Annotated in this window: 23 protein-coding genes, 1 tRNA gene and 1 pseudogene; 12 read left to right on the top strand and 13 right to left on the bottom strand. The window is 52.8% G+C overall.

What is annotated here, in order from left to right; all coding sequences use genetic code 11:
- Positions 1-3: 3 nt before the first annotated feature.
- A complete protein-coding gene (locus tag WFO70_RS19230; RefSeq protein WP_442913404.1) occupies positions 4-930 on the bottom strand; it encodes a glucosamine inositolphosphorylceramide transferase family protein in 927 nt (308 codons plus the stop codon).
- Positions 931-1,160: 230 nt separating this feature from the next.
- On the opposite strand from WFO70_RS19230, the gene WFO70_RS19225 reads away from it, so the two are divergent.
- Positions 1,161-2,582, top strand: coding sequence for a DUF4832 domain-containing protein (locus WFO70_RS19225; RefSeq protein WP_337018453.1), 1,422 nt, complete (start codon positions 1,161-1,163; stop codon positions 2,580-2,582).
- A gap of 52 nt (positions 2,583-2,634) precedes the next feature.
- Here WFO70_RS19225 and WFO70_RS19220 read toward each other — a convergent pair whose 3' ends face one another.
- Positions 2,635-2,925: a hypothetical protein gene (locus WFO70_RS19220; protein WP_337018451.1), complete on the bottom strand. Its 291-nt coding sequence runs from the start codon at positions 2,923-2,925 to the stop codon at positions 2,635-2,637.
- A 108-nt stretch (positions 2,926-3,033) separates the two neighbouring features.
- The gene (locus tag WFO70_RS19215) at positions 3,034-3,705 is read right to left on the bottom strand and encodes a hypothetical protein (protein ID WP_337018449.1); all 672 of its coding nucleotides are present in this window, start codon (positions 3,703-3,705) and stop codon (positions 3,034-3,036) included.
- A 73-nt stretch (positions 3,706-3,778) separates the two neighbouring features.
- On the opposite strand from WFO70_RS19215, the pseudogene WFO70_RS19210 reads away from it, so the two are divergent.
- The 5 genes and pseudogenes from WFO70_RS19210 to WFO70_RS19190 all read left to right on the top strand — a co-directional run.
- Positions 3,779-4,072, top strand: a pseudogene (locus WFO70_RS19210) (Wadjet anti-phage system protein JetD domain-containing protein); the annotation flags it as partial.
- 53 nt (positions 4,073-4,125) lie between these two features.
- A complete protein-coding gene (locus WFO70_RS19205) occupies positions 4,126-4,956 on the top strand; it encodes an AlbA family DNA-binding domain-containing protein (protein ID WP_337018448.1) in 831 nt (276 codons plus the stop codon).
- Positions 4,957-5,163: 207 nt separating this feature from the next.
- A complete protein-coding gene (locus tag WFO70_RS19200) occupies positions 5,164-5,319 on the top strand; it encodes a hypothetical protein (RefSeq protein WP_337018446.1) in 156 nt (51 codons plus the stop codon).
- Entirely contained in the window at positions 5,285-5,656 is a 372-nt protein-coding gene (locus WFO70_RS19195) for a hypothetical protein (protein WP_337018444.1), read from the top strand. The genes WFO70_RS19200 and WFO70_RS19195 overlap by 35 nt, the downstream gene beginning before the upstream one ends.
- 187 nt (positions 5,657-5,843) lie before the next feature.
- Positions 5,844-6,161, top strand: a complete 318-nt coding sequence (locus WFO70_RS19190) for a hypothetical protein (RefSeq protein WP_337018442.1) — start codon at positions 5,844-5,846, stop codon at positions 6,159-6,161.
- A gap of 386 nt (positions 6,162-6,547) precedes the next feature.
- On the opposite strand, the gene WFO70_RS19185 is transcribed toward WFO70_RS19190, so the two are convergent.
- A tRNA-Phe gene (locus tag WFO70_RS19185) sits at positions 6,548-6,623 on the bottom strand.
- A gap of 172 nt (positions 6,624-6,795) precedes the next feature.
- On the opposite strand from WFO70_RS19185, the gene WFO70_RS19180 reads away from it, so the two are divergent.
- Both WFO70_RS19180 and WFO70_RS19175 read left to right on the top strand, forming a co-directional pair.
- Positions 6,796-7,638 carry an AraC family transcriptional regulator gene (locus WFO70_RS19180; protein ID WP_337018440.1) on the top strand — a complete coding sequence of 281 codons (843 nt, stop codon included), beginning with the start codon at positions 6,796-6,798 and terminating at the stop codon, positions 7,636-7,638.
- Between the two features lie 36 nt (positions 7,639-7,674).
- Positions 7,675-8,265 (top strand): LysE family translocator, encoded by a 591-nt coding sequence (locus WFO70_RS19175; RefSeq protein WP_337018437.1) that lies wholly within the window; start codon positions 7,675-7,677, stop codon positions 8,263-8,265.
- Here the strand turns inward: WFO70_RS19175 and WFO70_RS19170 are convergent.
- The 5 genes from WFO70_RS19170 to aspA all read right to left on the bottom strand — a co-directional run bounded on the left by WFO70_RS19170 (position 8,262) and on the right by aspA (position 13,848).
- Positions 8,262-8,837: a transcriptional regulator gene (locus WFO70_RS19170; protein WP_337018435.1), complete on the bottom strand. Its 576-nt coding sequence runs from the start codon at positions 8,835-8,837 to the stop codon at positions 8,262-8,264. The two genes, WFO70_RS19175 and WFO70_RS19170, sit on opposite strands and share 4 nt — an antisense overlap.
- 48 nt (positions 8,838-8,885) lie before the next feature.
- Positions 8,886-10,583 (bottom strand): protein-disulfide reductase DsbD, encoded by a 1,698-nt coding sequence (locus WFO70_RS19165; protein ID WP_337018434.1) that lies wholly within the window; start codon positions 10,581-10,583, stop codon positions 8,886-8,888.
- Complete coding sequence (gene cutA, locus WFO70_RS19160) at positions 10,559-10,882, bottom strand: divalent cation tolerance protein CutA (protein ID WP_337018432.1); 324 nt, start codon at positions 10,880-10,882, stop codon at positions 10,559-10,561. Before cutA ends, WFO70_RS19165 begins: the two co-directional genes overlap by 25 nt.
- Positions 10,883-10,995: 113 nt before the next feature.
- On the bottom strand, positions 10,996-12,297 hold the full coding sequence (locus WFO70_RS19155) for an anaerobic C4-dicarboxylate transporter (protein WP_337018430.1): 1,302 nt from the start codon (positions 12,295-12,297) through the stop codon (positions 10,996-10,998).
- A 114-nt stretch (positions 12,298-12,411) separates the two neighbouring features.
- Entirely contained in the window at positions 12,412-13,848 is a 1,437-nt protein-coding gene (aspA, locus tag WFO70_RS19150; RefSeq protein WP_337018428.1) for an aspartate ammonia-lyase, read from the bottom strand.
- 336 nt (positions 13,849-14,184) lie between these two features.
- Between aspA and WFO70_RS19145 the strand changes: the two genes are divergently transcribed.
- The gene (locus WFO70_RS19145) at positions 14,185-14,655 is read left to right on the top strand and encodes an FxsA family protein (protein WP_337018426.1); all 471 of its coding nucleotides are present in this window, start codon (positions 14,185-14,187) and stop codon (positions 14,653-14,655) included.
- A 73-nt stretch (positions 14,656-14,728) separates the two neighbouring features.
- Here the strand turns inward: WFO70_RS19145 and yjeH are convergent, their stop codons facing one another.
- Entirely contained in the window at positions 14,729-15,967 is a 1,239-nt protein-coding gene (yjeH, locus tag WFO70_RS19140) for an L-methionine/branched-chain amino acid transporter (RefSeq protein ID WP_337018424.1), read from the bottom strand.
- A 177-nt stretch (positions 15,968-16,144) separates the two neighbouring features.
- Here yjeH and WFO70_RS19135 point away from each other — a divergent pair, with 177 nt between their 5' ends.
- From WFO70_RS19135 to WFO70_RS19125, 3 genes are all read left to right on the top strand, one after another.
- Positions 16,145-16,438: a co-chaperone GroES gene (locus WFO70_RS19135; protein ID WP_032616151.1), complete on the top strand. Its 294-nt coding sequence runs from the start codon at positions 16,145-16,147 to the stop codon at positions 16,436-16,438.
- A gap of 44 nt (positions 16,439-16,482) precedes the next feature.
- The gene (groL, locus tag WFO70_RS19130; protein WP_337018422.1) at positions 16,483-18,129 is read left to right on the top strand and encodes a chaperonin GroEL; all 1,647 of its coding nucleotides are present in this window, start codon (positions 16,483-16,485) and stop codon (positions 18,127-18,129) included.
- Between the two features lie 137 nt (positions 18,130-18,266).
- Positions 18,267-18,620 carry a DUF4156 domain-containing protein gene (locus WFO70_RS19125; RefSeq protein ID WP_337018420.1) on the top strand — a complete coding sequence of 118 codons (354 nt, stop codon included), beginning with the start codon at positions 18,267-18,269 and terminating at the stop codon, positions 18,618-18,620.
- A 61-nt stretch (positions 18,621-18,681) separates the two neighbouring features.
- Here the strand turns inward: WFO70_RS19125 and yjeJ are convergent, their stop codons facing one another.
- From yjeJ to WFO70_RS19110, 3 genes are read right to left on the bottom strand one after another with little or no spacing between them, the layout of a single operon-like run.
- Positions 18,682-19,557: a YjeJ family protein gene (gene yjeJ / locus WFO70_RS19120; protein ID WP_337018418.1), complete on the bottom strand. Its 876-nt coding sequence runs from the start codon at positions 19,555-19,557 to the stop codon at positions 18,682-18,684.
- Between the two features lie 17 nt (positions 19,558-19,574).
- The gene (locus WFO70_RS19115) at positions 19,575-21,701 is read right to left on the bottom strand and encodes a peptidase domain-containing ABC transporter (RefSeq protein WP_337018417.1); all 2,127 of its coding nucleotides are present in this window, start codon (positions 21,699-21,701) and stop codon (positions 19,575-19,577) included.
- A complete protein-coding gene (locus WFO70_RS19110; protein ID WP_337018415.1) occupies positions 21,694-22,980 on the bottom strand; it encodes an HlyD family secretion protein in 1,287 nt (428 codons plus the stop codon). The genes WFO70_RS19115 and WFO70_RS19110 overlap by 8 nt, the downstream gene beginning before the upstream one ends.
- Between the last annotated feature and the right edge of the window lie 20 nt (positions 22,981-23,000).

Raw genomic sequence — 23,000 nt, 5'->3', positions numbered from 1 at the left:
CACTTAGCTAAACAGCCGCTTACGGTGGTTAACCATAATTTTATAGGCCAGTTTTTTAAGCGTAGAGAGCAGGCTGAATGTCAGGTGTTTGGTATCGTAGACAATATAATTTTCAGTGAAGTTTAAGGTGTGAATACCATCACTGTTATTGATCGTCGCGCTTATTTTTCCCACCAGTTTTTCCTGATAATTATGTGGGGTTAAGCGGGTCAGTTCTTTAATGAAGATAGATTTTCCGTAAACCTCAGGGTTGCTCTCCTGGGTAAAGAGGTAGGTCTTGTTGTTGATCGAGTACGGCTTACCGGCCCCGCGGAAGTGCACGTTGCAGACATCCAGGTTCGGGGAGATCAGCTTCCAGTCGCCAAGGATGCCCTCTGAGGTGTGAATAACCAGCTCATTATCCATGCTGGTCGACACCAGATAATTGACGCCGTTCAGCTCAAAGACCACGTTATCCGTGACCGCCATATCAGAGACCAGCACTTTGACCTTTTCCCAGCGTGCGGGGAAATCAACGGACTGGAACAGGATCACTTCTTTGCGCTCTGACGACTCCGGGATCATGAACAGCTTCCCGTCGAGCTGGAACAGGAACGGAAAAGAGAGGTGACATTTTAAGTCATCAAAGCCTTCCAGCTTCACATCATCGATCTCGTCGAGATATTTATTAAGAATACGGCAGCGCAGCACCCCCTTCGAGTTAAGGAAGGTAAAGGCTTCATAAAAAACATACAACAGATCGTCTTTATCAATAATAAAAGGGTCGGCCTGGAAGATATATTTTTTATCAAGCTGCTGTGCTTTAGCATTACTGAGGATATCCAGCGTGTTTTCCGGGAAAACATGCCGGCCATGGCTGTTTATGATCATGATGTCCCAGGACTCATGGAAAAACAGTTTTTTGATTATCCTGTTATTTTTATTAAACATTTTACCCTGCTTCTCAGAGGAAATATTAATAAATCCAGAAATGTGCTTTCATAAACAGCGAGAGGAAAGCGGTACGGCCTGCGTATTACAACACTACGACCAAAGTGTGTATAAAGAAATAATATAAATGGGTGAGTCCATGATATATCGTATGAAATAAAATGAAGTCACCTTCGGCACGGCTTGCCAGCCGTAGGTATATTACATGATCCTGGTGAAAAGGGGCATTAATGCATTTATACGACCTGCCATACAAAAAAAGTCGATTGCTGCTGGTTGCCGGGGCGCTCGCGTTCTCAGCGGGGTGGGCGAAGGCGGAGAGTGCGGAACCGCTGCAAAGGGTGGATCCTCCGGCAATCAGCGGGCCATTGACCAATCCCGGTACTGGCGTTGCCCGCTTTCACAGTCAGGACTTAAGCATCGCGCAATACCCGGCAACCGGCCTCGAGTATCGACGCTACTACTGGAGCGAAGTGGAACCCCGGGAAGGGCAGTACAATTTTGCGCTGGTGGATGAGGGATTTGCCGCTGCGGCAGCGCATCAGCCAGCGATGAACGTTGGCCTGCGTTTAATGATCCTCGATGGGCCGGAGTCGGGCTCGCAGATCCCCGACTGGCTGATCAACAAGGGAATCAAAGGCACCTGGACGCCGGATCATAAGACCTTTGTCCCGGATCTGGACGATCCTGTCTATATTGCCTACGCCCAGCGTCTTCTTCAGGCATTTGGCGCGCGTTATAACAATAATCCGGAGCTGGCTTTTATTGATATCGGCATGGTGGGTTCATGGGGGGAGTGGCATAACAGCAACTTCCCGACCCTGACGCCGTTGCAGGAACGTTACCCACCGGAGCTGCTCAACCGCTATGTCGACATGCACTTCAGCGCCTTCCCGGATACGCCCAAAATCATGCTGCTTAACGGCTATGATTCTGTGGCCTATGCGGCGAAGAGAGGGGCGGGCTGGCGGGCGGACTGCTGGGGCGACTGGCGCAACTTTAGCCCCACCTGGAACCATATGCGCAACGATTACCCGGAGCGCATTGCGGCGGCCCAGACGACCTGGCCGGGGTTCAGCCAGGCGTGGAAAAAGGCCCCGGTCAGCCTGGAGATTTGCGGCCATATGGCGGAGTGGCTGAGCGAGCAGAAGTATACCCGGCAAGAGGTGCAGGCCACCTTTGACTGGGCCCTGGCGCAGCATGCCAGCACCCTGAACCTGAAATCCACCGACGTGCCGCAGGTGTATCGCGATATTCTCGACAAGGCGCTGACGAAAATCGGCTACCGCTTCCGGGTCGTGTCCTTGACCTACCCGGCAAGCGTCCACGCCGGGCAGGCTATCTCGCTCAGCAGCCAGTGGTCCAACGACGGCGTAGCCCCGATTTATCTGCGCTATACCCTCGCCTGGCGTTTACAGGATAAGTTTGGGAAAACGGTCGCGCAGGGCAGCGCCGGGGATGATATTCGCCAGTGGCTGCCGGGCAGGTTCAGCTCGACGTATCAGCTGGCCATCCCGCCTAATCTGGAAGCCGGGCGCTATCAGCTGGACGTGGGATTGGTGGATAAAAACGGTAAGGCGCGCATACAGCTTGCCAACGAGGGGAAACAGGGTGATGGCTGGTATCGGCTGTCGTCGGTGATGATTGAGTGAAGGGCGCTATGCATAGGCTCCAGTAAAAAGCCCCCGCAGAAGGGGGCTGTGCTCAGTAATAATAAATATAGGGCTTTGTTGGATGCGGGAACAGAATTCCATCGGGATCGGCCCCCTTCATGATACGCACGATAGCTGCGGCCTCCTTTGCCCGACGCGGCCTGGTCATAAACATACGTGTCCAGGCTGATGGGCTGTGACAGGCATTCCAGGCTGGCCAGGATCCCGCGGTGCGATCGTGGTGATACATCATCTTGCCTTCGAAACCGGGGTAGCCAACATAGTAATGGGGTTTTGGTTTCCCGTTCTGTTTGCGATCTTTTCTTGTGTTAAAAACAGACATTTCAGGTTCCTGATTATGGATAGTTACCTCATATGTCCTCCTTAGTATTTCTTGTTCGTGCACGCAGATGCTCATACTTCCGGCAAGCGCAGTGACACAGGTTTAAGCTCATTCTTTAATTTTAAGGGGTGTGCAGATCATTTTGTCCGAATAGCTGACACATGCCGGCACGTCAGAAATCCAGTTGCGCTCACCGCGAGCACGAAAATCTGCAATGGCCGTTTCAATCACAGCCTGGTTTAATGTGTCAGCCTCAACGACGATCTGTAAACCAACCCCGGAAGCGTATCCAGGTAATATGCGATAACCACAGTAAATGGCCGGAGGATTATCCCGCGCTATTTCCAGCGCGCGTTTATCAACAAAATCATTAAAGGTTAAATCGTTAAGCTGCGGGTAGTTCACTGCCGGGTTACGCAGCCATGTCTTGCCTTTGCCACTTATGTCTGGAGTAAAATCCAGATGCCCTAACCGAGCTTTTTCAGCGGCACCCAGCTTCGAAAAAGCCTCATTGAAAGCAATATTTTCTACGGCATCGGCGAAGGCCAGATTCGCTGTAATGATCTCCGCATTCCAGAAAATAGCGGGATCGTGACTGAGAAAAACAATATCACTCCAGGTCCAGCGCCCACTGGCGAGAGCTACATTCTGGTCGCATTCGTCATAGAAGATGCCACCCTGGATATCGCGTTCACGATAAATAAGGTTTTTGATGTTTAAGGTTTTAGCCCGACGTTTTCGACGTGAAAGAGCGGAGAATGGCGTATGTTTGCGGCCCATGGGGATCTCTGCGAATGTTCGCTGGGAGAAATCCAGCCTTATAGGCTATCTGAAACGTTGTAGCGTTGGAAGCGGCTTTTGGGGGGACATGGATAGTTGAGGACTATTGATGCTGGCAAGAGCCAGGAACTGTCGTCCGACGCTTGATGTTCTGCTCATGAACCGTGAGTTGTTTGAGCAATATGCCAGCCATAGCGCCGTTCCTGAACCGGTAAAAGCGCAGCAAGCTATCCCTGATGGCTTGCTTAATGAAGAGGCCGATTTTTATCGCTACTTAACCCACTTATCACGTGGTAGCCTGGAGCAGGAATTTTTGCCTGTGGGGATAGTTGAAGAGGCGCTGGGCATGTGGCAGAAAGGATTATAAATAAGGCTAAAGGATCCATCAGTACCCTTAGCAAACTACCGGATATTCGGTAGATGCGGTATGATAAATCCGAACATTTTTCAGCCAGAGGGACCTCTATGCCTTTGCAAATAAAAGACATTATAGATCTGCAAACCCTTGTCGAGTCGGAACAAGTAGAGTTCAAGCTTGCAGGAGGTAAAGACGGCAAAGGCGAGTTACCGAAAGACTTCTGGCCCACCTATTCCGCAATGGCGAATGGCCGGGGCGGTTGGCTAGTTCTCGGTGTAAAAGAACATACTGGAAAATTTACCCCTGTTGGTATTGTTGATCCCGAAAAGATTAAAACCGATCTGTTTAATCAGTTAAACGATCGCGATCGGGTCAGTGCGAATGTGTTGAGATCAGAAAACGATGTGCAACAGGTCTCTTTGCAGGGCAAGAATGTTCTGGCTATCCATATCCCGCAGGCGACGCGTAAACAGAAGCCTGTTCACCTGAAAAAGTCCCCTTTAGGCAATACATATCAACGCCTGCACGAAGGCGATCGCCTTTGTGATGATATGACCGTCAAGCGGATGCTTGCAGAGCAGATCCACGACAGCCGCGATAATGAAGTGCTTTCCGAACACTATACCTTTCAGAACGATATCGATCTGGACAGCCTGAAAGTCTATCGAAATCTGCTATCGGCAAATAACCCGCAGCATCCTTATCTGGCCTGTGAGCCGTTTGAATTATTTAAAATGGTTGGTGGATGGCGTAAAGACAGGGAAACCGGAAAGGAGGGCATAACGCTGGCTGGTGTTCTCATGTTTGGTCAATGGGATGCGATTATTGCTGCTGCGCCTAACTACATGGTGGATTATCAGGAACGCCCCGAAGCTAAAACGGAATTGCGTTGAGTAGATCGGGTATGCCCGGACGGTACATGGTCAGGAAACCTGTTTGATTTTTATCGCAAAGTATACCAAAAACTGGTCGCCGATCTGAAAGTCCCGTTTACGCTTGAAGAAGGCCAGCGCAGAACGGATACGCCAGTACATATTGCGCTGCGTGAAGCGTTAGTAAACGCGCTGGTCCATGCTGATTTTACCGACCGGGTTTCTATTTTGATTGTTAAACGTCCCGATATGTTTGGTTTTCGCAATCCCGGCTTGATGCGTTTGCCGCAACAGGTTGCTACACCAGATGTTTTTGCTAATTGGTTTGGGGGAGAAAGCAGGTTCAGGAATGCCGAAGATTTTCAGCGGCTGGAAATCGGCTAACTGGCGCACTCCCAAACTTTGGGAAAAAACATTTCCTGCGCAGACGCTGTTAGAGCTTTCTACCGCTAGCCTGATCCCCCAGCATGTTCTGGATGACTTGCATCAACGATTTGGCGAGGCCTTTGATCTTCTTGATGATTTTGAACAGGTGATTGTTGCAACAGCGGTGATTGAAGGCTGGGTCAACCATGAACGAGCTTGCCAGTTAACAACCCGGCACTCCCGTGAAGTCACGCTGACGCTACCCCGACTTGAAAGCAAAGGTTTTCTGGTCGCTGGGGGAGCAGAAAAGCAAATATTACACTTTGCCCGGCGTATCGGTCATGACCCCCGATGAGGTTTTCTCATTAGGTACAGTAGCGAGCTCCGCACATAACGAAAGGGAGTCAACAGATAACGAACGGAGGTCCACACATAACGAGCAGAGGTCCACACATAACGTACCGAGGTCCACATATAACGAAGAACACTCCACATATAGCAACGCGGACGATCGACCCCCGTCGCGGGATGAATATGGACGTTTGCTTAATCGCTTTATCGATAAACCTTACATTGATGATATTGGCAATCTCACCGAGGCTTTCCGCAATTCGTTGTTTATTTTAGCTGCGGCTCCGCGTGAAAAGCTGCGTCAGGGGGATAAAGAACTGATGAAGAGTGTGATCCTGAATGTGTGCCAGGGGCAGTATATTTCCGTTGCTGCTCTGGGACAGATCCTTAGCCGTAACCCTAATGCGCTGCGTCAGCAGTATTTAAAACGGTTGGTGGAGCAAGGGGAGTTGAAGCTGGCATTTCCGCAATATAAGAATGACCCGAAGCAGGGGTATAGTGCCGTTTGAATCTATACGCTCAATTCTTATGGATAGAGTGTGATGAAATGAGGTTTACTTCAGACCTGACAAAGACCGAAGACCGCCTTGCGATAATGCATTCAACGCTAACTGCCCATGATTGGAATGGTGTGTATCGGCAAATAGCAGTCTGGCAGATAACGCCGCAGCGACGAGAAATCTACCAAAACCCCAAAAGCAAAAAACCGCCTTTTGGGCGGGTTCTTTAAATAGTGGTGCCGGACTCGGACTAACGCCGAAGGCGTTGAACAGCGCGCTTGTCGCGCTGGCCCCGGAGGGGTGAGCCGCTTGCGGCGAATAATCGAACGTAGTTCGATGAAGAGGCCGGCTCGCCAAAAGCAAAAACCCGCCTTTTGGGCGGGTTCTTTAAATAGTGGTGCCCGGACTCGGAATCGAACCAAGGACACGGGGATTTTCAATCCCCTGCTCTACCGACTGAGCTATCCGGGCAACGGGGCGCATTAAACCGCAATCACGTACGGTCGTCAACCTTATTTCTGGAAAAGCTGTTCAACTGCTTAAGATTGCGGCAATCTGTCGGTTTGCGCGTCGATTCTGCACAAACCTTCCAGACAGAAAGGTAAGCTCAGGCAATGCTGACAGCGAAAAAGGGGGCGCCACAGTGAACGACTGGCTTGAGCTGCGACAGCATGCGGATACAGGAATTGAAACCATCAAGGCGCACTTTGAAGGGCACGCCTTCGATCCACACTGGCACGACAGCTATCTGGTGGGGATCACCCTCAGCGGTACCCAGCAGTTTCACTGCCGCCGTGAGCGCCATCGTAGCCATCCCGGGGATGCATTTCTGCTTGAGCCGGGCGAGATCCACGACGGCGACGCGCCCGTGGCGGGCGGCTTTACCTATCTGACGTTCTATCTCGACGAACGCTGGCTCACTGACACCCTGCACGGCCTGTATGATTCCACGCCCGGCAGCTATTCCCTGCATTTCACGCAAACCCTGACTCGCGAGCCGCAGCTGGTACGCACCATCGGCGACACCTTCGCGACGCTGCACAATGACGAGATGAAGATCGTCCAGCAAAGCACGATGGATAATCTGCTGGCGCAGCTCACCTCCCATTGCCACTGGCGCAAAAAATTACCTTCACAGTTGCAGAGTGCGGCGGTGGCGCACCGGGCCCGGGACTATCTTTATGCCCATCTGGGCGACAACATCGGTCTCTCCGACCTGGCCCGGGAGACCGGCACCGATCGCTTCACGCTCACCCGCTGCTTCAAGCGCGAGTTCCACCTGGCACCCCATGCCTGGCTCATACAGCTGCGGCTGGCAAAAGCGCGGCAGTTTCTGGCGCGCGGGGATCAGCCGGTCGACGTGGCGGCGGCGCTGGGATTTGCCGATCAAAGCCATTTAGGTCGCTGGTTCCAGCGGGCTTACCGCATTACCCCTGCCCACTATCGTCGGTTGTGCACAAACCTTCCAGACGTTTCCAGAAAATAGCGGCAATGTCAGGGCTCTAATAAAAAGGAGCCACCTGTGAACCTGATGCCGTTTCTGTTATTTGCCTTTGTCGCCTCGATCACACCGGGGCCCACCAATATTCTTGTGCTGACCAACAGCCAGCACTACGGCGTAAAGGCTACCCTGCCCGCGCTGATCAGCGGCTGTGCGGCGGCCAGCGCCATTGTGCTGATTTCAGGGGCCGGGGCGGGGGAGTTGCTGCGGCAATATCCGCTGGTGCGTCAGGTGATGAGCTGGGTCGGCGTGCTGTGGTTAAGCTGGATGAGCTGGCAACTGTTTTGCGCCCCGGCGGCAAACTTGTCCCGTTCCGGGCATACCCGCTTTACCGCCCGCGCGGCGGCGTTACTGCAGGTGATCAACCCCAAAACCTGGATGATGGCGCTGGCGGTTGTCAGCCTGTTTGCCCCGGCGGGAGAGCATGCGTTGCGGGATATCGCGCTGATGGCGCTGTGGTTTTTGCTGATCTCCGTTGCCTGCCTGCTGTGCTGGGCATGGCTGGGACAGGCGGTAAACCGGCTGTTCCGGACTGCTGCGGGGATGGTGCGTTTTCAGCGCCTGATGGCGCTGTGTCTCTTCATTTCTGCCTGGGCGGGGATGCTGGCTTAAGTCAGCGCCCCGCCTTTGCGACACTGCGCAAAGTGCAAAATATCTTCCGCCAGCCGCTGGGCCGTATCCACATCGGCCTGGCTGCGGTTCACCAGCATCCGGCTGAGGCACCCCTCCATGATCAGATCCATCTGCTTAGCCACCATCGCCGGATCGTCCACTTCCAGCGTGGTCAGCAACTCATGGGTAAAATCATGCGAGGCGCGCTTTTGCTGGTCGGCAAGCTGGTGGATCGGGTGACCCGGATCCGGGAAAAAGGTACAGGCAGCAATAAACAGGCAGCCCGGGTAGCGGTGGTTACGCACGCATTCGGTGAGCGCAGAGTAGCGTGCCAGTAATTTTTGCTCTGCCGTGAGCTCGCTGTTGAGCATCAACTGCCTGCGCCAGGTATCCACCTGCTGGCTGAGATACCGCAGGGAATCGTACAGCAGCGCCTCTTTATCGGGCCAGAAGCGACGCAGTTCATCCAGAGGATAATTAATACGTTCGGCAACCATCTCCAGCGAGGTGCTGGCTATCCCTTGAATTTCAAGCAATTGCAGGGTTGCACTCAGAACATCTTCACGTTGCACGGTTTTTTCCTCCGTTTACTTTCGTACTTTCCCGCTTAAAAGTGTCGCTTACGGTTGGCGATCGCGCAAATGCGCACTGAACGAGGCGGCGTCCATAAAACCCGTTACCCGCCGGGCGGGCTGCTCTTCACCTTGTTCGTTAAAAAACAAGATGGTGGGCAGACCGAGGACGTTAAGCGCCTTCAGCAGGGCCTTATCCTGCTCGTTGTTTGCCGTGACGTTGGCCTGCAGCAGGACCGTATCTTTCAGGGCATTTTGCACCTGCGGGTCGCTGAAGGTGTATTTTTCAAACTCTTTGCAGGCAACGCACCAGTCGGCGTAGAGGTCGAGCATCACCGGTTTCCCCTCTGCCTGGGCCAGCGCGCGATGCAATGCGTCGATATTCTCGATCGGCGTGAAGTTCAGGTGCGCCTGGCTTTGCGCAGCGGGTGCGCCAAAGGCCCAGTCCTGTAGCGGACGCACGCTCACCAGCGCGGCGGCCAACAGCAGGATCTGTACAATGCGGATCCACGGCTTGCTGGCGTTCAGGCTGCTGATAAAGGCCCAACTGAAGAACGCGACGCCCAGCATGGCCCACAGGCGCAGGCCCCAGACATCGCCGATCACGCGCTCCAGCAGGAATACCGGCAGCGCCAGAATGACAAAACCAAAGGCGGTTTTTACCGTCTCCATCCACGGGCCGCTCTTCGGCAGCAGGCGGTTGCCAAATACCGTCACCAGGATCAGCGGCAGACCCATCCCGAAAGCATAGAGATACAGCGTGCCGCCGCCGAGCCACATATTTCCGCTCTGGGCGATATAGAGCAGGATCGCGCTGAGCGGGGCGGTGGTGCAGGGCGAACAGATTAGCCCGGCGATGGCCCCCATCACAAAGACGCCGCCCACAGAGCCGTCCTGCTGGCGATTACTCATCAGCGTTAAGCGGGTTTGCAGGGCGGAGGGTAGCTGCAGGCTGAACAGGCCAAACATCGACAGCGCGAGCAGGATGAAGACCACTGACAGCCCGAGCAGCACCCAGGGGTGCTGGAGTGCCGCCTGGAACTGTAGCCCGGCCGCTGCGACGACCAGACCGAGCGCGGTATAGGTCAGCGCCATCCCCTGTACATAGATAAACGCCAGCAGCAGCGCGCGGCCGGTGGAGAGCCGCTGTTTACCGCCGAGAACGATGCCCGAAATCAGCGGGTACATGGGCAGCACGCAGGGCGTAAAGGCGATACCGATGCCGATCAGTAAGGCCCAGAGGGCGGAGAAGGGCAGTTCGCCCCCGGCAGGTTGCGCAGCCGTTTCCTTCTTCTGAACTGGAGCAGGTACGGCGGCCGCTTTCACTTCGCTGAGCGGGATGACTTTGGTTTCGGGCGGGTAGCACAGACCGGCGTCGGCGCAGCCCTGGTAAGTGACCGTCAGGGTCGCGCCTTTATCAGCCTGGGCGACGGTGACTGGCACCGAAAGCTGACCGCGATAGATTTCACTTTTGCCGTAAAATTCATCTTCGTGCGCCACCCCGGCAGGCAGCTGGAGGGCACCAACCTGCGCCTGTGCGGGTGTGATGCTGATCTGCTTGCGATAGAGGTAATAACCCTCCTTCACCTGCCAGTTAAGATTCAGTTCATGTTGGTTTTGCTGAAAATCGAACGCAAAAGCCTGGTCGGCAGGCGTGAAATTCGAGCGGCCGGGTGCATCAAACAACCCGGCAAAAACTGACGTGCTGCACAGCAGCAGGATCAGCGTAAGGAAGCGTTGAGCCATGAGAGATAGTCGTTGTCGCCGTGGATCACTGGCAGCACCAGCAGTTCCGGGGTCTTGTAAGGATGATGCGATTTGAGGCAGTCGAGGAGCGCTTGCTGATGGGCCACGCTGGATTTGAGCAGCATCTGCACTTCATACTCTTGCTCCAGTTTGCCTTCCCAGTAGTAGAGGGAAGTGGCACCGGGGAGGAGGGTGACGCAGGCAGCAAGCTTATCTGCCAGCACTTTGGCAGCAAGATCCTGGGCGGTAGCTTCATCGGGAGCGGTACACAGAACAACAACAGTGTCGGGCGTATTCACAGGACGACCTCGGTATCGCGAAAAAAATCACTATATCACGACCGGTCAGTGGTCATTAATGAATCGGGCCGCTAAGCGGCCCGACTTTAACTCTTTTTACAACTCAAAGGGGTTTACAGCAAAATCCCGCCAATGATGAAGCCGAGGATCACACACAGGGTTATGGCAATCACGCCCGGGATCAGGAAGGCGTGGTTAAACACGTACTTACCGATACGGGTAGAGCCGGTGTCATCCATCTCCACCGCGGCCAGCAGGGTCGGGTAGGTTGGCAGCACAAATAGCGCGGAAACGGCAGCAAAAGAGGCGATGGCGGTCAGCGGAGAGACGCCCAGCATCAGTGCTGCAGGCATCAGCGCCTTGGTGGTTGCCGCCTGGGAGTAGAGCAGGGTCGCAGCAAAGAACAGCACCACCGCCAGCAGCCACGGATAGTTATGCAGCAGATCGCCCGCCACGGTCTGGATATCGGTGATGTGGGCTTTGACGAAGGTGTCGCCCAGCCAGGCCACACCCAGTACGCACACGCAGGCGCTCATACCGGATTTAAAGGTGCTGGCGTTGAGCACTTCACTGGTATCGATTTTACAGGTGATGCTAATCAGCGTGGCGATGGTCAGCATAAACACCACGATCGCTTCGTTACGCGGCAATACCGGGTTCTGAATCAGCCCCACGGTATCGCTGATGGCGGTAGCGTAGAACATCACCGCGATAATCCCGATCAGGAACAGCAGTACGGAGCGTTTAGCGTGCGGCTTCAGGACAAAGGCCTGGCTGCCACGCAGCTTCACTTCACCTTTCGCCAGACGTTCCTGATAGACCGGATCGTCTTTCAGCTCGGCACCGAGGAAGTTACAGAATACCGCGGTGATCATTACCGCAATCAGGGTGACCGGAATGCAGATCGACAGCAGCGTCAGGTAGCTCACGCCCATCGGCTCGAGGATCCCGGCAAAGAATACCACCGCCGCAGAGATAGGTGACGCGGTGATGGCAATCTGCGAGGCGACAACGGCGATGGAGAGTGGACGCGACGGACGGATACCCTGTTCTTTCGCCACTTCGGTGATCACCGGCAGGGTGGAGAACGCGGTATGGCCGGTCCCGGCCAGAATGGTCATAAACCAGGTGACCAGCGGAGCAAGGAAGGTGATGTATTTCGGATGGCGGCGCAGCATACGCTCCGCCAGGCTTACCAGGTAGTCCATACCGCCTGCCACCTGCATGGCAGCGATAGCGGCGATAACCGCCATGATGATCTCAATAACGTCGAACGGAATAGCGCCGGGTTTAATTTGAAAAAAGAGAGTAAGTACAAGCACGCCAAGGCCGCCAGCGAAACCGATACCGATCCCCCCGAGTCTTGCGCCTAAGTATATCGCCAACAGGACGACAACGAGTTCTGCTCCAAACATGAGTGCCTACCTTGCTTATTAACAAGTTGATATTGAATTGTTGTGGTTTGGTAACGCCTAAAAACAAAAAAGGCACGTCAAATGACGTGCCTTCATGAAATTTAACCTGAACTGTTATTGTTCACTTTCATCCGTGTATCTTTTTGCTTTATAGGCCGGGTGCATTAAGTTTTGCGCCGAGAAGATATCATCCAGCTCGGCTTCTGTCAGCAAGCCACGCTCAAGTACGACCTCCCGCACGCTCTTACCGGTTTCGGCGCAGATCTTACCGACGATGTCGCCATTGTGGTGACCGATAAACGGGTTGAGGTAGGTGACGATCCCGATGGAGTTATAGACGTAGCTTTCACATACCGCTTTGTTGGCGGTGATGCCGTTGATGCATTTTTCCAGCAGGTTGTAGCAGGCGTTGGTCAGAATATGAATCGACTCAAACATCGCCTGGCCAATGACTGGCTCCATCACGTTCAGCTGCAGCTGACCCGCTTCCGAGGCCATGGTGACGGTAATGTCGTTACCAATGACTTTGAAGCACACCTGGTTAACCACTTCTGGTACGACCGGGTTCACTTTGGCTGGCATGATGGACGAGCCCGCCTGCAGTTCCGGCAGGTTGATTTCGTTCAGACCCGCACGTGGACCGGATGAGAGCAGGCGCAGGTCGTTACAGATTTTAGACAGCTTCACCGCCAGACGTTTCAGCGCGCTGTGCACCATTACGTAAGCGCCGCAGTCGGAGGTGGCTTCAATCAGATCTTCTGCCGGTACCACCGCCAGGTTGGAGACTTCGGCCAGCTTCTGCACCGCAAGCTGCTGATAGCCATCCGGGGTATTCAGGCGCGTACCGATCGCCGTTGCCCCGAGGTTCACTTCCAGCAGCAGTTCAGAGGTGCGCAGCAGGTTGCGGGTCTCTTCATTCAGCAGCACGTTAAACGCGTGGAACTCCTGACCGAGGGTCATCGGCACCGCGTCCTGCAGCTGGGTGCGGCCCATTTTCAGGATGTCCTGGAATTCGACAGCTTTGTTCTGGAAACCTTCACCGAGCTGGTTAATGGCATCCACCAGCTTCACCACGGAGGCGTAGACGGCGATACGGAAACCGGTCGGGTAGGCGTCGTTGGTGGACTGGCATTTATTGACGTGATCGTTCGGGTTCAGGTACTGGTACTCACCCTTCTGGTGGCCCATCAGCTCGAGGCCGATGTTAGCCAGTACCTCGTTAGTATTCATGTTCACCGATGTACCCGCGCCGCCCTGATAGACGTCGACCGGGAATTGATCCATGCACTTGCCGTTGTTCAGCACTTCATCGCAGGCGGCGATGATGGTATTGGCGATGCTTTTCGGAATGGTTTGCAGCTCTTTGTTTGCCATGGCTGCGGCTTTCTTCACCATCACCATGCCACGCACAAACTCAGGGATGTCGCTGATTTTGCTGTTGCTGATGTAGAAGTTTTCAATCGCTCTCAGAGTGTGAACACCATAGTAGGCATCCGCTGGAACTTCCCTGGTACCCAACAAGTCTTCTTCGATACGAATGTTGTTTAACATGTGAACCTTCTTTTCAAGCTGCCGATTGATTGTACTAAACACACAGTACATCTGTGGTTATGTCTATTTTCTGACCGACGATTATCCCCTGAATCGGCCAGATACCCGGAATGATATGCTGATGATAGCGAAATGCCGTAACCTGGATCACTTATTATGGACCGCGTTGCGTGATATTTATCAATCTGTGAAATGAATCACCGCTTTAATATTTCCAGAAAAAATATCCGTGCAAACCGATTGAATTTTGACTAAACGCCTCCATTTCTGACAGACGCGAATCGCAAATTGATACCGACAGGGGCCACAACGGCGTCTGCCACACAGGAGAAGCCAGTGCGCTGGATACCGTTACTTGCAATCTTTCTCTATGTTTATATAGAGATTTCTATTTTTATTCAGGTCGCCCATGTGTTTGGCGTTCTGTTGACCCTGATCCTGGTAATTTTCACTTCAGTCATTGGTATGTCGCTGGTGCGTAATCAGGGTTTCAAAAACTTCCTGTTAATGCAGCAGAAGATGGCCGCAGGGGAGAGCCCGGCGGCGGAGATGGTCAAAAGCGTATCGCTGATCATTGGCGGTATCCTGCTGATTATTCCCGGCTTTTTCACCGACTTCCTCGGCCTGTTGCTGCTTGTTCCGCCAGTGCAAAAGCTCCTGACGCTGAAACTGATGCCGCATCTGCGTTTCAACCGGATGCCGGGCGGTGGATTCAGCGCCGGTACGGGCGGTGGCGAGACGTTTGACGGAGAGTACCAGCGCAAAGATGACCAGCGCGACCGTCTGGATCATAAAGACGACCGCTAAGAGTAATTGCCCGGCGGCGCTGCGCTTGCCGGGCCTACGATTGTAGGCCGGATAAGCGTAGCGCCATCCGGCGTTACACCGCACTCCGCTTCGGCAAGAACAGCCCTAATCCCACCAGCATCACAATGGCGTACAGACTCTTCCATCCCACCATCACCAGCAGCAGTAAGCAGAGCACCCCACCGATAACGGCCAGCGCTTTATAGCGGCCTTTCAGCAGGCGACAGCCCGCCAGCATGCACAGCAGATAGATCATGATGAATATGCCGTTGGCATAGACGATCAGCGCGTCGAGGTTGATATCCAGCCAGTAGATCGCCAGCGTGCTCAGCACGCAGCAGCCCAGCACGGTATTCAGTGCATTGAGCGGCAGCTGTCGTTTAGACAGACGTGCGAGGCGGCTTTCCGGCCTATACAGCGCCTGGGACCACACCAGTCGGGCAAAGCTCTGGATGTAGATATTCAGGCTGGCGAAGCAGGCGAGGTAGCCAATCACGCAGGCGACCCACAGGGCCTTGACGCCAAACAGCTGCACCACGATGGCCGGCAGCGAGGCTGCCGCCGCCATATCGGCACCATAGGCGCTAAAGTGTAGGACCAGTACCGTACAGGCCCAGTAGACCGTGCCCGCCAGCAGGAGACCAATCATCAACGCCCGGGGGAAATCGCGTTCCGGCTGTTTAAACTCTGAGGCCAGATGGGCAAAAGCTTCGAGTCCAACAAAACACCAGAACATCACTGAAAGCGCGGCGAAAAGCTGCGAATGGTCGACATCGGTGACGGCAGGGAAGGGGATCTCCGCGACCTGAATATCTCCCGCCCACCAGACGGCGGCTATCAGCGCCACAATCAGCACGGCCACCAGGGTTTGCAGGTTGGCACTGGAACTGGCCCCGCGTGAGCCGACCCACCAGACAATCGCCAGCGTACCCAGTTCGGCCAGCAACAGCTGCGCATCATGCCAGCCAAACAGCGCCTGGCCAAAACCGGTCGCAATATGCAGGGCGGCAGGCAGACCCACGGGGATCACGGAGAGGAATAACCAGCCGGTGACGCGCTCCAGTCGCGGGCCAAACGCCATGCCGACAAAATGCGCCACGCCACCGGCGCTCGGGAAGTGTCGCCCGAGAATGGCAAACACAATCGCCACCGGGAACACCAGCACGATGAGCACCGGCCATGCCCAGAGACTGTCATCTCCTGCGACCAGGGCAGCCAGCGCCGGCACGGCAAATACTCCCGTGCCTAATAAAGAGGTTGAAAGTAAGCCAACACCCTGCGCGAGTCCCAGCTCCTGTTTGAGTCCACTCATTCCGTTGTCCTGCCACCAGCAAAAGAGAGGCGATGGTAACACTTTCACAAATTTTTTTTCGACTACCCCTTGAAGGGGTAAAACCCCATCCCCATCTCTCAGGGCACTAGCCGGAAAACCGCTTACGGCCCGGCGTCACCCATAACTGATAATGACTTTCTCAAAGGAGAGCTATCAATGAGTATTCGTCCGTTACATGATCGTGTGATCGTCAAACGTAAAGAAGTTGAAACCAAATCTGCGGGCGGCATCGTTCTGACCGGTTCTGCAGCAGCAAAATCAACTCGTGGCGAAATCATCGCTGTCGGTAAGGGTCGCATTCTGGAAAACGGAAATGTGCAGCCTCTGGACGTTAAAGTTGGTGACATCGTTATTTTCAACGATGGCTACGGTGTTAAGTCTGAGAAGATCGACAATGAAGAAGTGTTGATCATGTCCGAAAGCGACATTCTGGCAATTGTTGAAGCGTAATCCGCGAACGACACTGAACATACGAATTTAAGGGAAAGATTAAAATGGCAGCTAAAGACGTAAAATTCGGTAACGACGCTCGTGTGAAAATGCTGCGCGGCGTAAACGTACTGGCAGACGCAGTTAAAGTGACCCTGGGCCCGAAAGGCCGTAACGTGGTTCTGGACAAATCCTTCGGCGCGCCGACCATCACCAAAGATGGTGTGTCCGTAGCGCGTGAAATCGAACTGGAAGACAAGTTCGAAAACATGGGTGCCCAGATGGTGAAAGAAGTTGCCTCTAAAGCGAACGACGCTGCAGGCGACGGCACCACCACTGCAACCGTACTGGCGCAGGCTATCATCACCGAAGGTCTGAAAGCCGTTGCTGCGGGTATGAACCCAATGGATCTGAAACGTGGTATCGACAAAGCTGTCGTTGCTGCTGTTGAAGAGCTGAAAGCGCTGTCCGTACCTTGCTCTGACTCTAAAGCTATTGCTCAGGTTGGTACCATCTCCGCTAACTCCGACGAAACCGTAGGTAAACTGATCGCTGAAGCGATGGATAAAGTCGGTAAAGAAGGCGTGATCACCGTTGAAGACGGTACCGGTCTGGAAGACGAACTGGACGTGGTTGAAGGTATGCAGTTCGACCGCGGCTACCTGTCCCCTTACTTCATCAACAAGCCGGAAACTGGCGCAGTAGAACTGGAAAGCCCGTTCATCCTGCTGGCTGATAAGAAGATCTCCAACATCCGCGAAATGCTGCCAGTACTGGAAGCCGTTGCGAAAGCAGGCAAACCGCTGGTTATCATTGCTGAAGACGTTGAAGGCGAAGCGCTGGCGACGCTGGTGGTTAACACCATGCGTGGCATCGTGAAAGTGGCTGCGGTTAAAGCACCTGGCTTCGGCGATCGTCGTAAAGCGATGCTGCAGGATATCGCAACCCTGACCGGCGGTACCGTGATCTCTGAAGAGATCGGTATGGAGCTGGAAAAAGCGACTCTGGAAGATCTGGGTCAGGCGAAACGCGTTGTGATCAACAAAGACACCACCACCATCATCGATGGCGTGGGTGAAGAAGATGCCATCCAGGGCCGTGTGACTCAGATCCGTAAGCAGATCGAAGAAGCGACCTCTGACTACGACCGTGAAAAACTGCAGGAGCGCGTAGCGAAACTGGCAGGCGGCGTGGCAGTTATCAAAGTCGGTGCAGCTACCGAAGTTGAGATGAAAGAGAAGAAAGCACGCGTTGATGACGCCCTGCACGCGACCCGTGCTGCGGTAGAAGAAGGCGTGGTTGCTGGTGGTGGTGTTGCCCTGGTTCGCGTTGCAGCGAAACTGGCTGGCCTGACCGCTCAGAACGAAGACCAGAACGTGGGTATCAAAGTTGCGCTGCGCGCAATGGAAGCACCACTGCGTCAGATCGTTTCCAACGCCGGTGAAGAGCCGTCTGTTGTAGCGAACATGGTTAAAGCAGGCGAAGGTAACTACGGTTACAACGCGGCGACTGAAGAATACGGCAACATGATCGACTTCGGTATCCTGGACCCAACTAAAGTGACCCGTTCTGCGCTGCAGTACGCGGCTTCTGTTGCTGGCCTGATGATCACTACCGAGTGCATGGTTACCGACCTGCCAAAAGGTGACGCACCTGACTTAGGTGCTGCCGGTGGTATGGGCGGCATGGGTGGTATGGGCGGCATGATGTAATCATGTTGTTCTGCTCCTCGCAGAAATAAAAAAACCCCCGGTCAGAAATGATCGGGGGTTTTTCTTTTGGTCATCTTTTTAGTATAAGGTTTAGACGCGGGCAGCACCTGCCCAGCTTATTGAAATCGAGGAATAACATGCGCGTTAACGTTTGTGCAGGGATTGTGGGAGCAGCGCTGCTGCTGGCGGGTTGCAGCTCCGGCAATGAGCTGTCTGCAGGTGGGCAGAGCGTTCGCTTTGTAGAAGATAAGCCGGGAAGCGAATGCCGTCTGGTTGGCACCGCAACGGGCAAGCAGAGCAACTGGCTCTCCGGGCAGCATGGCGAAGAGGGCGGCTCAATGCGTGGCGCAGCCAATGGTCTGCGTAACCAGGCGGCTGAAATGGGCGGGAACGTGATCTATGGCGTGAGCAGCCCGACGCAAGGTCTGCTATCAAGCTTTGTACCGACCGCCAGTGAGATGCAGGGCCAGGTTTATAAGTGTCCGAACTGATTCTTTCCCGGGTTATCCCTCTCTGAGGAGAGGGTAGCCCAGGTAAACGGCGGGAAGAGGATTACCGTTTTTCTCCATTCTGTAATTTCGCCGTCATCTCAAGATAATAGTCACGCAATGGTCTGAGGCACTGTTCCGTTGATAGCGGCTGGTCAGAGGTTGCTTGAATATCCCTGCAAAAAATCTGCTTCAGCTGATGCTGTTCCTGCAACGCTTTGTAGTGCGGCAGTAAATTTACCATTCTTCCCGCGATGCTCTGGATCTCAGGAGACTCTGCCTTCAGGTAGGTTTTTACAACTGCCCCGCGCAATATTTTATCTCCCTCGGCAGTTTGATAGTTAAACAGGATCCCCACATAGTTTGGGAATAAAGCCTGCCGCCATGCTTCATGAGGATATTGCTGATAATCCAGCTCATTGATATTGCTAAAACCGGTATCGTAAAGCGGAATATAGTCCAGGGCTCCGCAGAGATGTATAAATGCTTCTTTGTCCCCGGCGTTTTGCAACGCCTGGGTAATGGCATGAATGACAAATTCGGCCTGATTGTTGCTGAAGTTGATGATATCGACATGGCCACTTTGCAAGGCAGCAATAAGGGTAAAATGTTCGCTCTCCTGTTTCAGCGCGACAGACATCACTCTTCTGGCGGGATCGGGATTTTGTAACTCTTGTTGCTGAATGGCGGGCAGATTACTGAGCAGCGCCTGGTTATCCGCAATCAGCTGTGCTTTATAGGCTTCGCCCTGTAGCTTCATGTTCTCAACGACAGCGCGAAATTTATTATTCATGATTAATAATACATCGCGAATAACCACATTCTGCATGTAGTACAGAGCATCGTCGCCTTGAGGCGTGCGGATTTTTACCGCAATGGCCATAAAGCGGTTTTCATGGGTAATCGCCGCCGTGTTAATACCTTTAATAATCTCATTCATGTGGTTTTCCTTTTCCATTAGCGGTTAATCGGTTGTGAATGACAGTGTGATAAATCGATGATTCTGTCTGCTGAGGCAATTGTCGATGGACGGTGCGCAACGATAATACGGGTGATACTCAGCGAGGAGATCGCCTGGTTAATCCCGGCTTCATTGGCCAGATCTAAATGGCTGGTCGCTTCATCCATAAACAGAATGTTGGGTTTGCGATACAGTGCGCGAGCGATCAGCAAACGCTGCTTTTGCCCGCCCGAAATACCCAGACCTAACTCACCAACCAGCGTCTCGTATCCCATCGGCATTTTCATGATTTCATCATGAATATTGCTCAGTTTTGCGCACTGATAAATGAATTCAATGTCCGGCGCATCTTCAAAACTGCAAATATTGTCAGAAATGGAACCAGAGAAAAGACGGTCCTCCTGAAGAACGCAGGCGGTACTGAGTCGATAGTTATTCAGGCCGATTTTAGTGATATCCAGACCATCAACCAGCACGTCGCCTTCGGTAGGTGTAAGGAGCCCGCACATCACCTTCATCAAGGTTGTTTTACCCACACCGGAAGGGCCAACCAGGGCGACGGACTCACCGGGCTGGATGGTGATGTTCAGGCCAGAGAATATGGGCCGGGTAAAGGGGTCATACTGATAGCTCAGGTTACGAACCTGCAGGGAGAGTCCTTTATTTTGTTCAAAAACACGGCGGGTAGGCATCTCTTTTTCAGGCTCAGAAAAGACGATTTCTGAAAGCCTTTCGTTATGAAGTGACAGCATGCGTAACTGCATCGCCAAATCCACCAGGCTGGATGCACGCTGGGAGAACTGTCCGCGGAAGGCGTTGAAGGCCATGAACATACCGAGCGTCATTTGATTATCGATAACCATAACGGCGCCCAGCCACAGGATGACAACCTGATCGAGAGAGGCAATTAAGGTATTGATCCCGCCAAAAAGCATATCAAAGCGGGTCTGCTTAATGCCGGCGTTACAGGCTTCAATATTAATATTGAGCCAGTGTTGGGAACGCCGCTCCTTCAGATCAAGCGCCTTGATGGTCGAGACACCGTATAACGACTCCATAAAGTGCGAGCCGGAGCGTGCGCCTTTTACGACCTGTTCTTCAGCCACGCGACGATAGAAGCGATATGTCGCCAGGCGCATGATGGCGTAGATCAGCGTAAAGCCGATGACCACAAAGGCGAGCCAGCCGCCATAAAGCGACAGCATGATAACCAGACCCACCGTCATAATCATATCGATGAGACCGGTAATAATACTGTTAGTAAAAGTGCCGCGAATGGTATCCAGCGAGGAGAAACGAGACTGAATATCACCTAAATGCCGATTTTCGAAAAAGGACAACGGTAAGCTCATCAGATGATCGAACAGGGTTGTTTTCCACTGAATGCTGGTTAAGGTGTTCAGCGTCAGTGAAGTCCAGGATCGCAGCATACTGATAAAGGTACGAAACAAGGTGAACATGACCAGACCGATGCAAATAACCGCCAGTAAGCTTTGGTCATGGGCAATAATAACGTGGTCAGTGACCAGCTGTGTGCCGATTGGCAGCAATAAATTAATTGCTTCGACAACAATGGAATAGGCAAAGATTTTAATCAGCGCATTCTTCAGGCCGCTGATATTTTTCATTAAATCGATCAGACGTAAACGACTTTTGGCCTTTTCCTGTTGGAAATGCTGATCGGGCCAAAGCTCGAGGGCGACGCCGGTAAAGTGATTAGACATCTCTTTGATGCCAACGACACGTTTACCCAGCCCAGGATCATGAATAACAAAGCTGGAACTGCAGATCTTTACCAGCACAACATAGTGATTCATGTCCCAGTGCAGAATACAGGGCAATTTCAACTGCTTCACTTCATCCAGATCGAGCGTCAGGGCACGGCTTTTTAAGCCTGCCTGTTCAGCTGTACGGGTGAGTGAAAGCAGGGTGGCACCTTGCGTTGCGCTGCCAAAACGGTTACGGAAATTGAAGAGATCTATCTCCATCCCGTGGAAGCCACACACCATCGCCAGGGCGGCAATGCCGCATTCTGACCCTTCTGACTGTAGGATCACCGGAACCTTTCGACGTAATGAAAAGTTCACTTTTGCTGTTATTTTCTTGAACAGTTCTTTACTCATCGATCGGCCCACTTATACTTTGCGAAATTTTATAGAACGGGGTAAACATCCACATATACAGCGGACGCTCCTCCAGAAAGACGGTGGCCTGGGCTTTGAGTCCGCTGGAGAGTGTTAATGTTTTCTCGTTATAACGAAACGATTTGTCCTTAATGGAGACAATGGTTTTGTACAGCGCAATATCCTGCTGATTAGCAGGAACATTGATGTTGGTATATTCCTGTAACTCCTGGCGTGATGCCGGAACCGTTGAAATAGACATCACGGTGCCCGGGAACTGACCAAACTTGTCGGAGGGGAAGGCATCGTAGCGGATATTAATGGTATCCCCCGCTTTGACATAAGGAATGCTATTGTTGGGCAGCCAGAGAACAAGAAAATATTCTACATTCCCGGTCGGTTTTATTTGTGCGAGGCTGCTGCCGCGGTCAACCATTTGACCCGCTGTGACGGCCAGTGATTCCACTATCCCTGCCGCGGTTGCCTTAATAATGGCATTGCCGTTTGCATTATTTTCAACCAGCTGGTTTTTATAATCATTTATTTGGTTTTTTTGCGTTGAAACCTGGTTGTCAAAATCTGCAGCTTTTGTAATCAGATCGCTTTTTAGCTGAGTGACTTGTGTTTCCAGCTGCATTTTCTGGCTGGTTAAAGACTGATATGCGCTTTGCTGTTGGAAATACAAAGAGTGTTGATAGTTATATTGGTCCTTAGTGATTAATCCCTGCTTCAGATAATTATCATAGCTGGAGAGGTTATCACGCATTTTTTTCAGACCCGTTTGCGTTTTAACTATCATTCGCTTCGTTTCATTTAAAGATTCTTCAACACTGCTTAACTGGTCCTTTACTGCATCCAGGGTCTCTTTTTTGTTATGGCCGATCTTGGCAATAATCTCATTGGAGTTGCTGATTTTTTCGTTAATGACATCTCCCATTTCGATACTCACATTTCCCGTCACGGTATGGCGAGAGACGTCCAGTTCGTACAAAGGATCGCCTTTTTTTACCTCATCACCAACCTTAACGAGCTGATTGACGATAAACCCCTGCTGTGGAGCAAAAACGTTAATAGAGTGGGGAAGGGTGATAACTTCGCCAAATACATTTATACGTTGTGTGTATCGACAGAAAATAAGAGCGGATATCATAATGGCTAAAAAAGAAAATGCCAGCGCACTGACAAGCCAGGAGGGTATACCTGCCAGTAAAAGCGCTTTTCCCTTCCAGTGATATTTCTTATATTCAATCGCTTCCTTGCGATAGATATTTCTTTTCATAGAATTGACTTTGCGTTTTT

Origin of the sequence: Leclercia sp. AS011 (assembly GCF_037152535.1) — a bacterium.
Classification (GTDB): domain Bacteria; phylum Pseudomonadota; class Gammaproteobacteria; order Enterobacterales; family Enterobacteriaceae; genus Enterobacter.
This window is presented reverse-complemented; position numbering and strand designations above follow the sequence as displayed.

Coding starts and splice junctions, on each gene's coding strand:
- WFO70_RS19230 (WP_442913404.1), bottom strand. CDS start 930: ATGTTTAATAAAAATAACAGGATAATCAAAAAACTGTTTTTCCATGAG.
- WFO70_RS19225 (WP_337018453.1), top strand. CDS start 1,161: ATGCATTTATACGACCTGCCATACAAAAAAAGTCGATTGCTGCTGGTT.
- WFO70_RS19220 (WP_337018451.1), bottom strand. CDS start 2,925: ATGTCTGTTTTTAACACAAGAAAAGATCGCAAACAGAACGGGAAACCA.
- WFO70_RS19215 (WP_337018449.1), bottom strand. CDS start 3,705: ATGGGCCGCAAACATACGCCATTCTCCGCTCTTTCACGTCGAAAACGT.
- WFO70_RS19205 (WP_337018448.1), top strand. CDS start 4,126: ATGCGGTATGATAAATCCGAACATTTTTCAGCCAGAGGGACCTCTATG.
- WFO70_RS19195 (WP_337018444.1), top strand. CDS start 5,285: ATGCCGAAGATTTTCAGCGGCTGGAAATCGGCTAACTGGCGCACTCCC.
- WFO70_RS19165 (WP_337018434.1), bottom strand. CDS start 10,583: ATGGCTCAACGCTTCCTTACGCTGATCCTGCTGCTGTGCAGCACGTCA.
- WFO70_RS19155 (WP_337018430.1), bottom strand. CDS start 12,297: ATGTTTGGAGCAGAACTCGTTGTCGTCCTGTTGGCGATATACTTAGGC.
- aspA (WP_337018428.1), bottom strand. CDS start 13,848: ATGTTAAACAACATTCGTATCGAAGAAGACTTGTTGGGTACCAGGGAA.
- yjeH (WP_337018424.1), bottom strand. CDS start 15,967: ATGAGTGGACTCAAACAGGAGCTGGGACTCGCGCAGGGTGTTGGCTTA.
- WFO70_RS19135 (WP_032616151.1), top strand. CDS start 16,145: ATGAGTATTCGTCCGTTACATGATCGTGTGATCGTCAAACGTAAAGAA.
- groL (WP_337018422.1), top strand. CDS start 16,483: ATGGCAGCTAAAGACGTAAAATTCGGTAACGACGCTCGTGTGAAAATG.
- WFO70_RS19125 (WP_337018420.1), top strand. CDS start 18,267: ATGCGCGTTAACGTTTGTGCAGGGATTGTGGGAGCAGCGCTGCTGCTG.
- yjeJ (WP_337018418.1), bottom strand. CDS start 19,557: ATGAATGAGATTATTAAAGGTATTAACACGGCGGCGATTACCCATGAA.
- WFO70_RS19115 (WP_337018417.1), bottom strand. CDS start 21,701: ATGAGTAAAGAACTGTTCAAGAAAATAACAGCAAAAGTGAACTTTTCA.
- WFO70_RS19110 (WP_337018415.1), bottom strand. CDS start 22,980: ATGAAAAGAAATATCTATCGCAAGGAAGCGATTGAATATAAGAAATAT.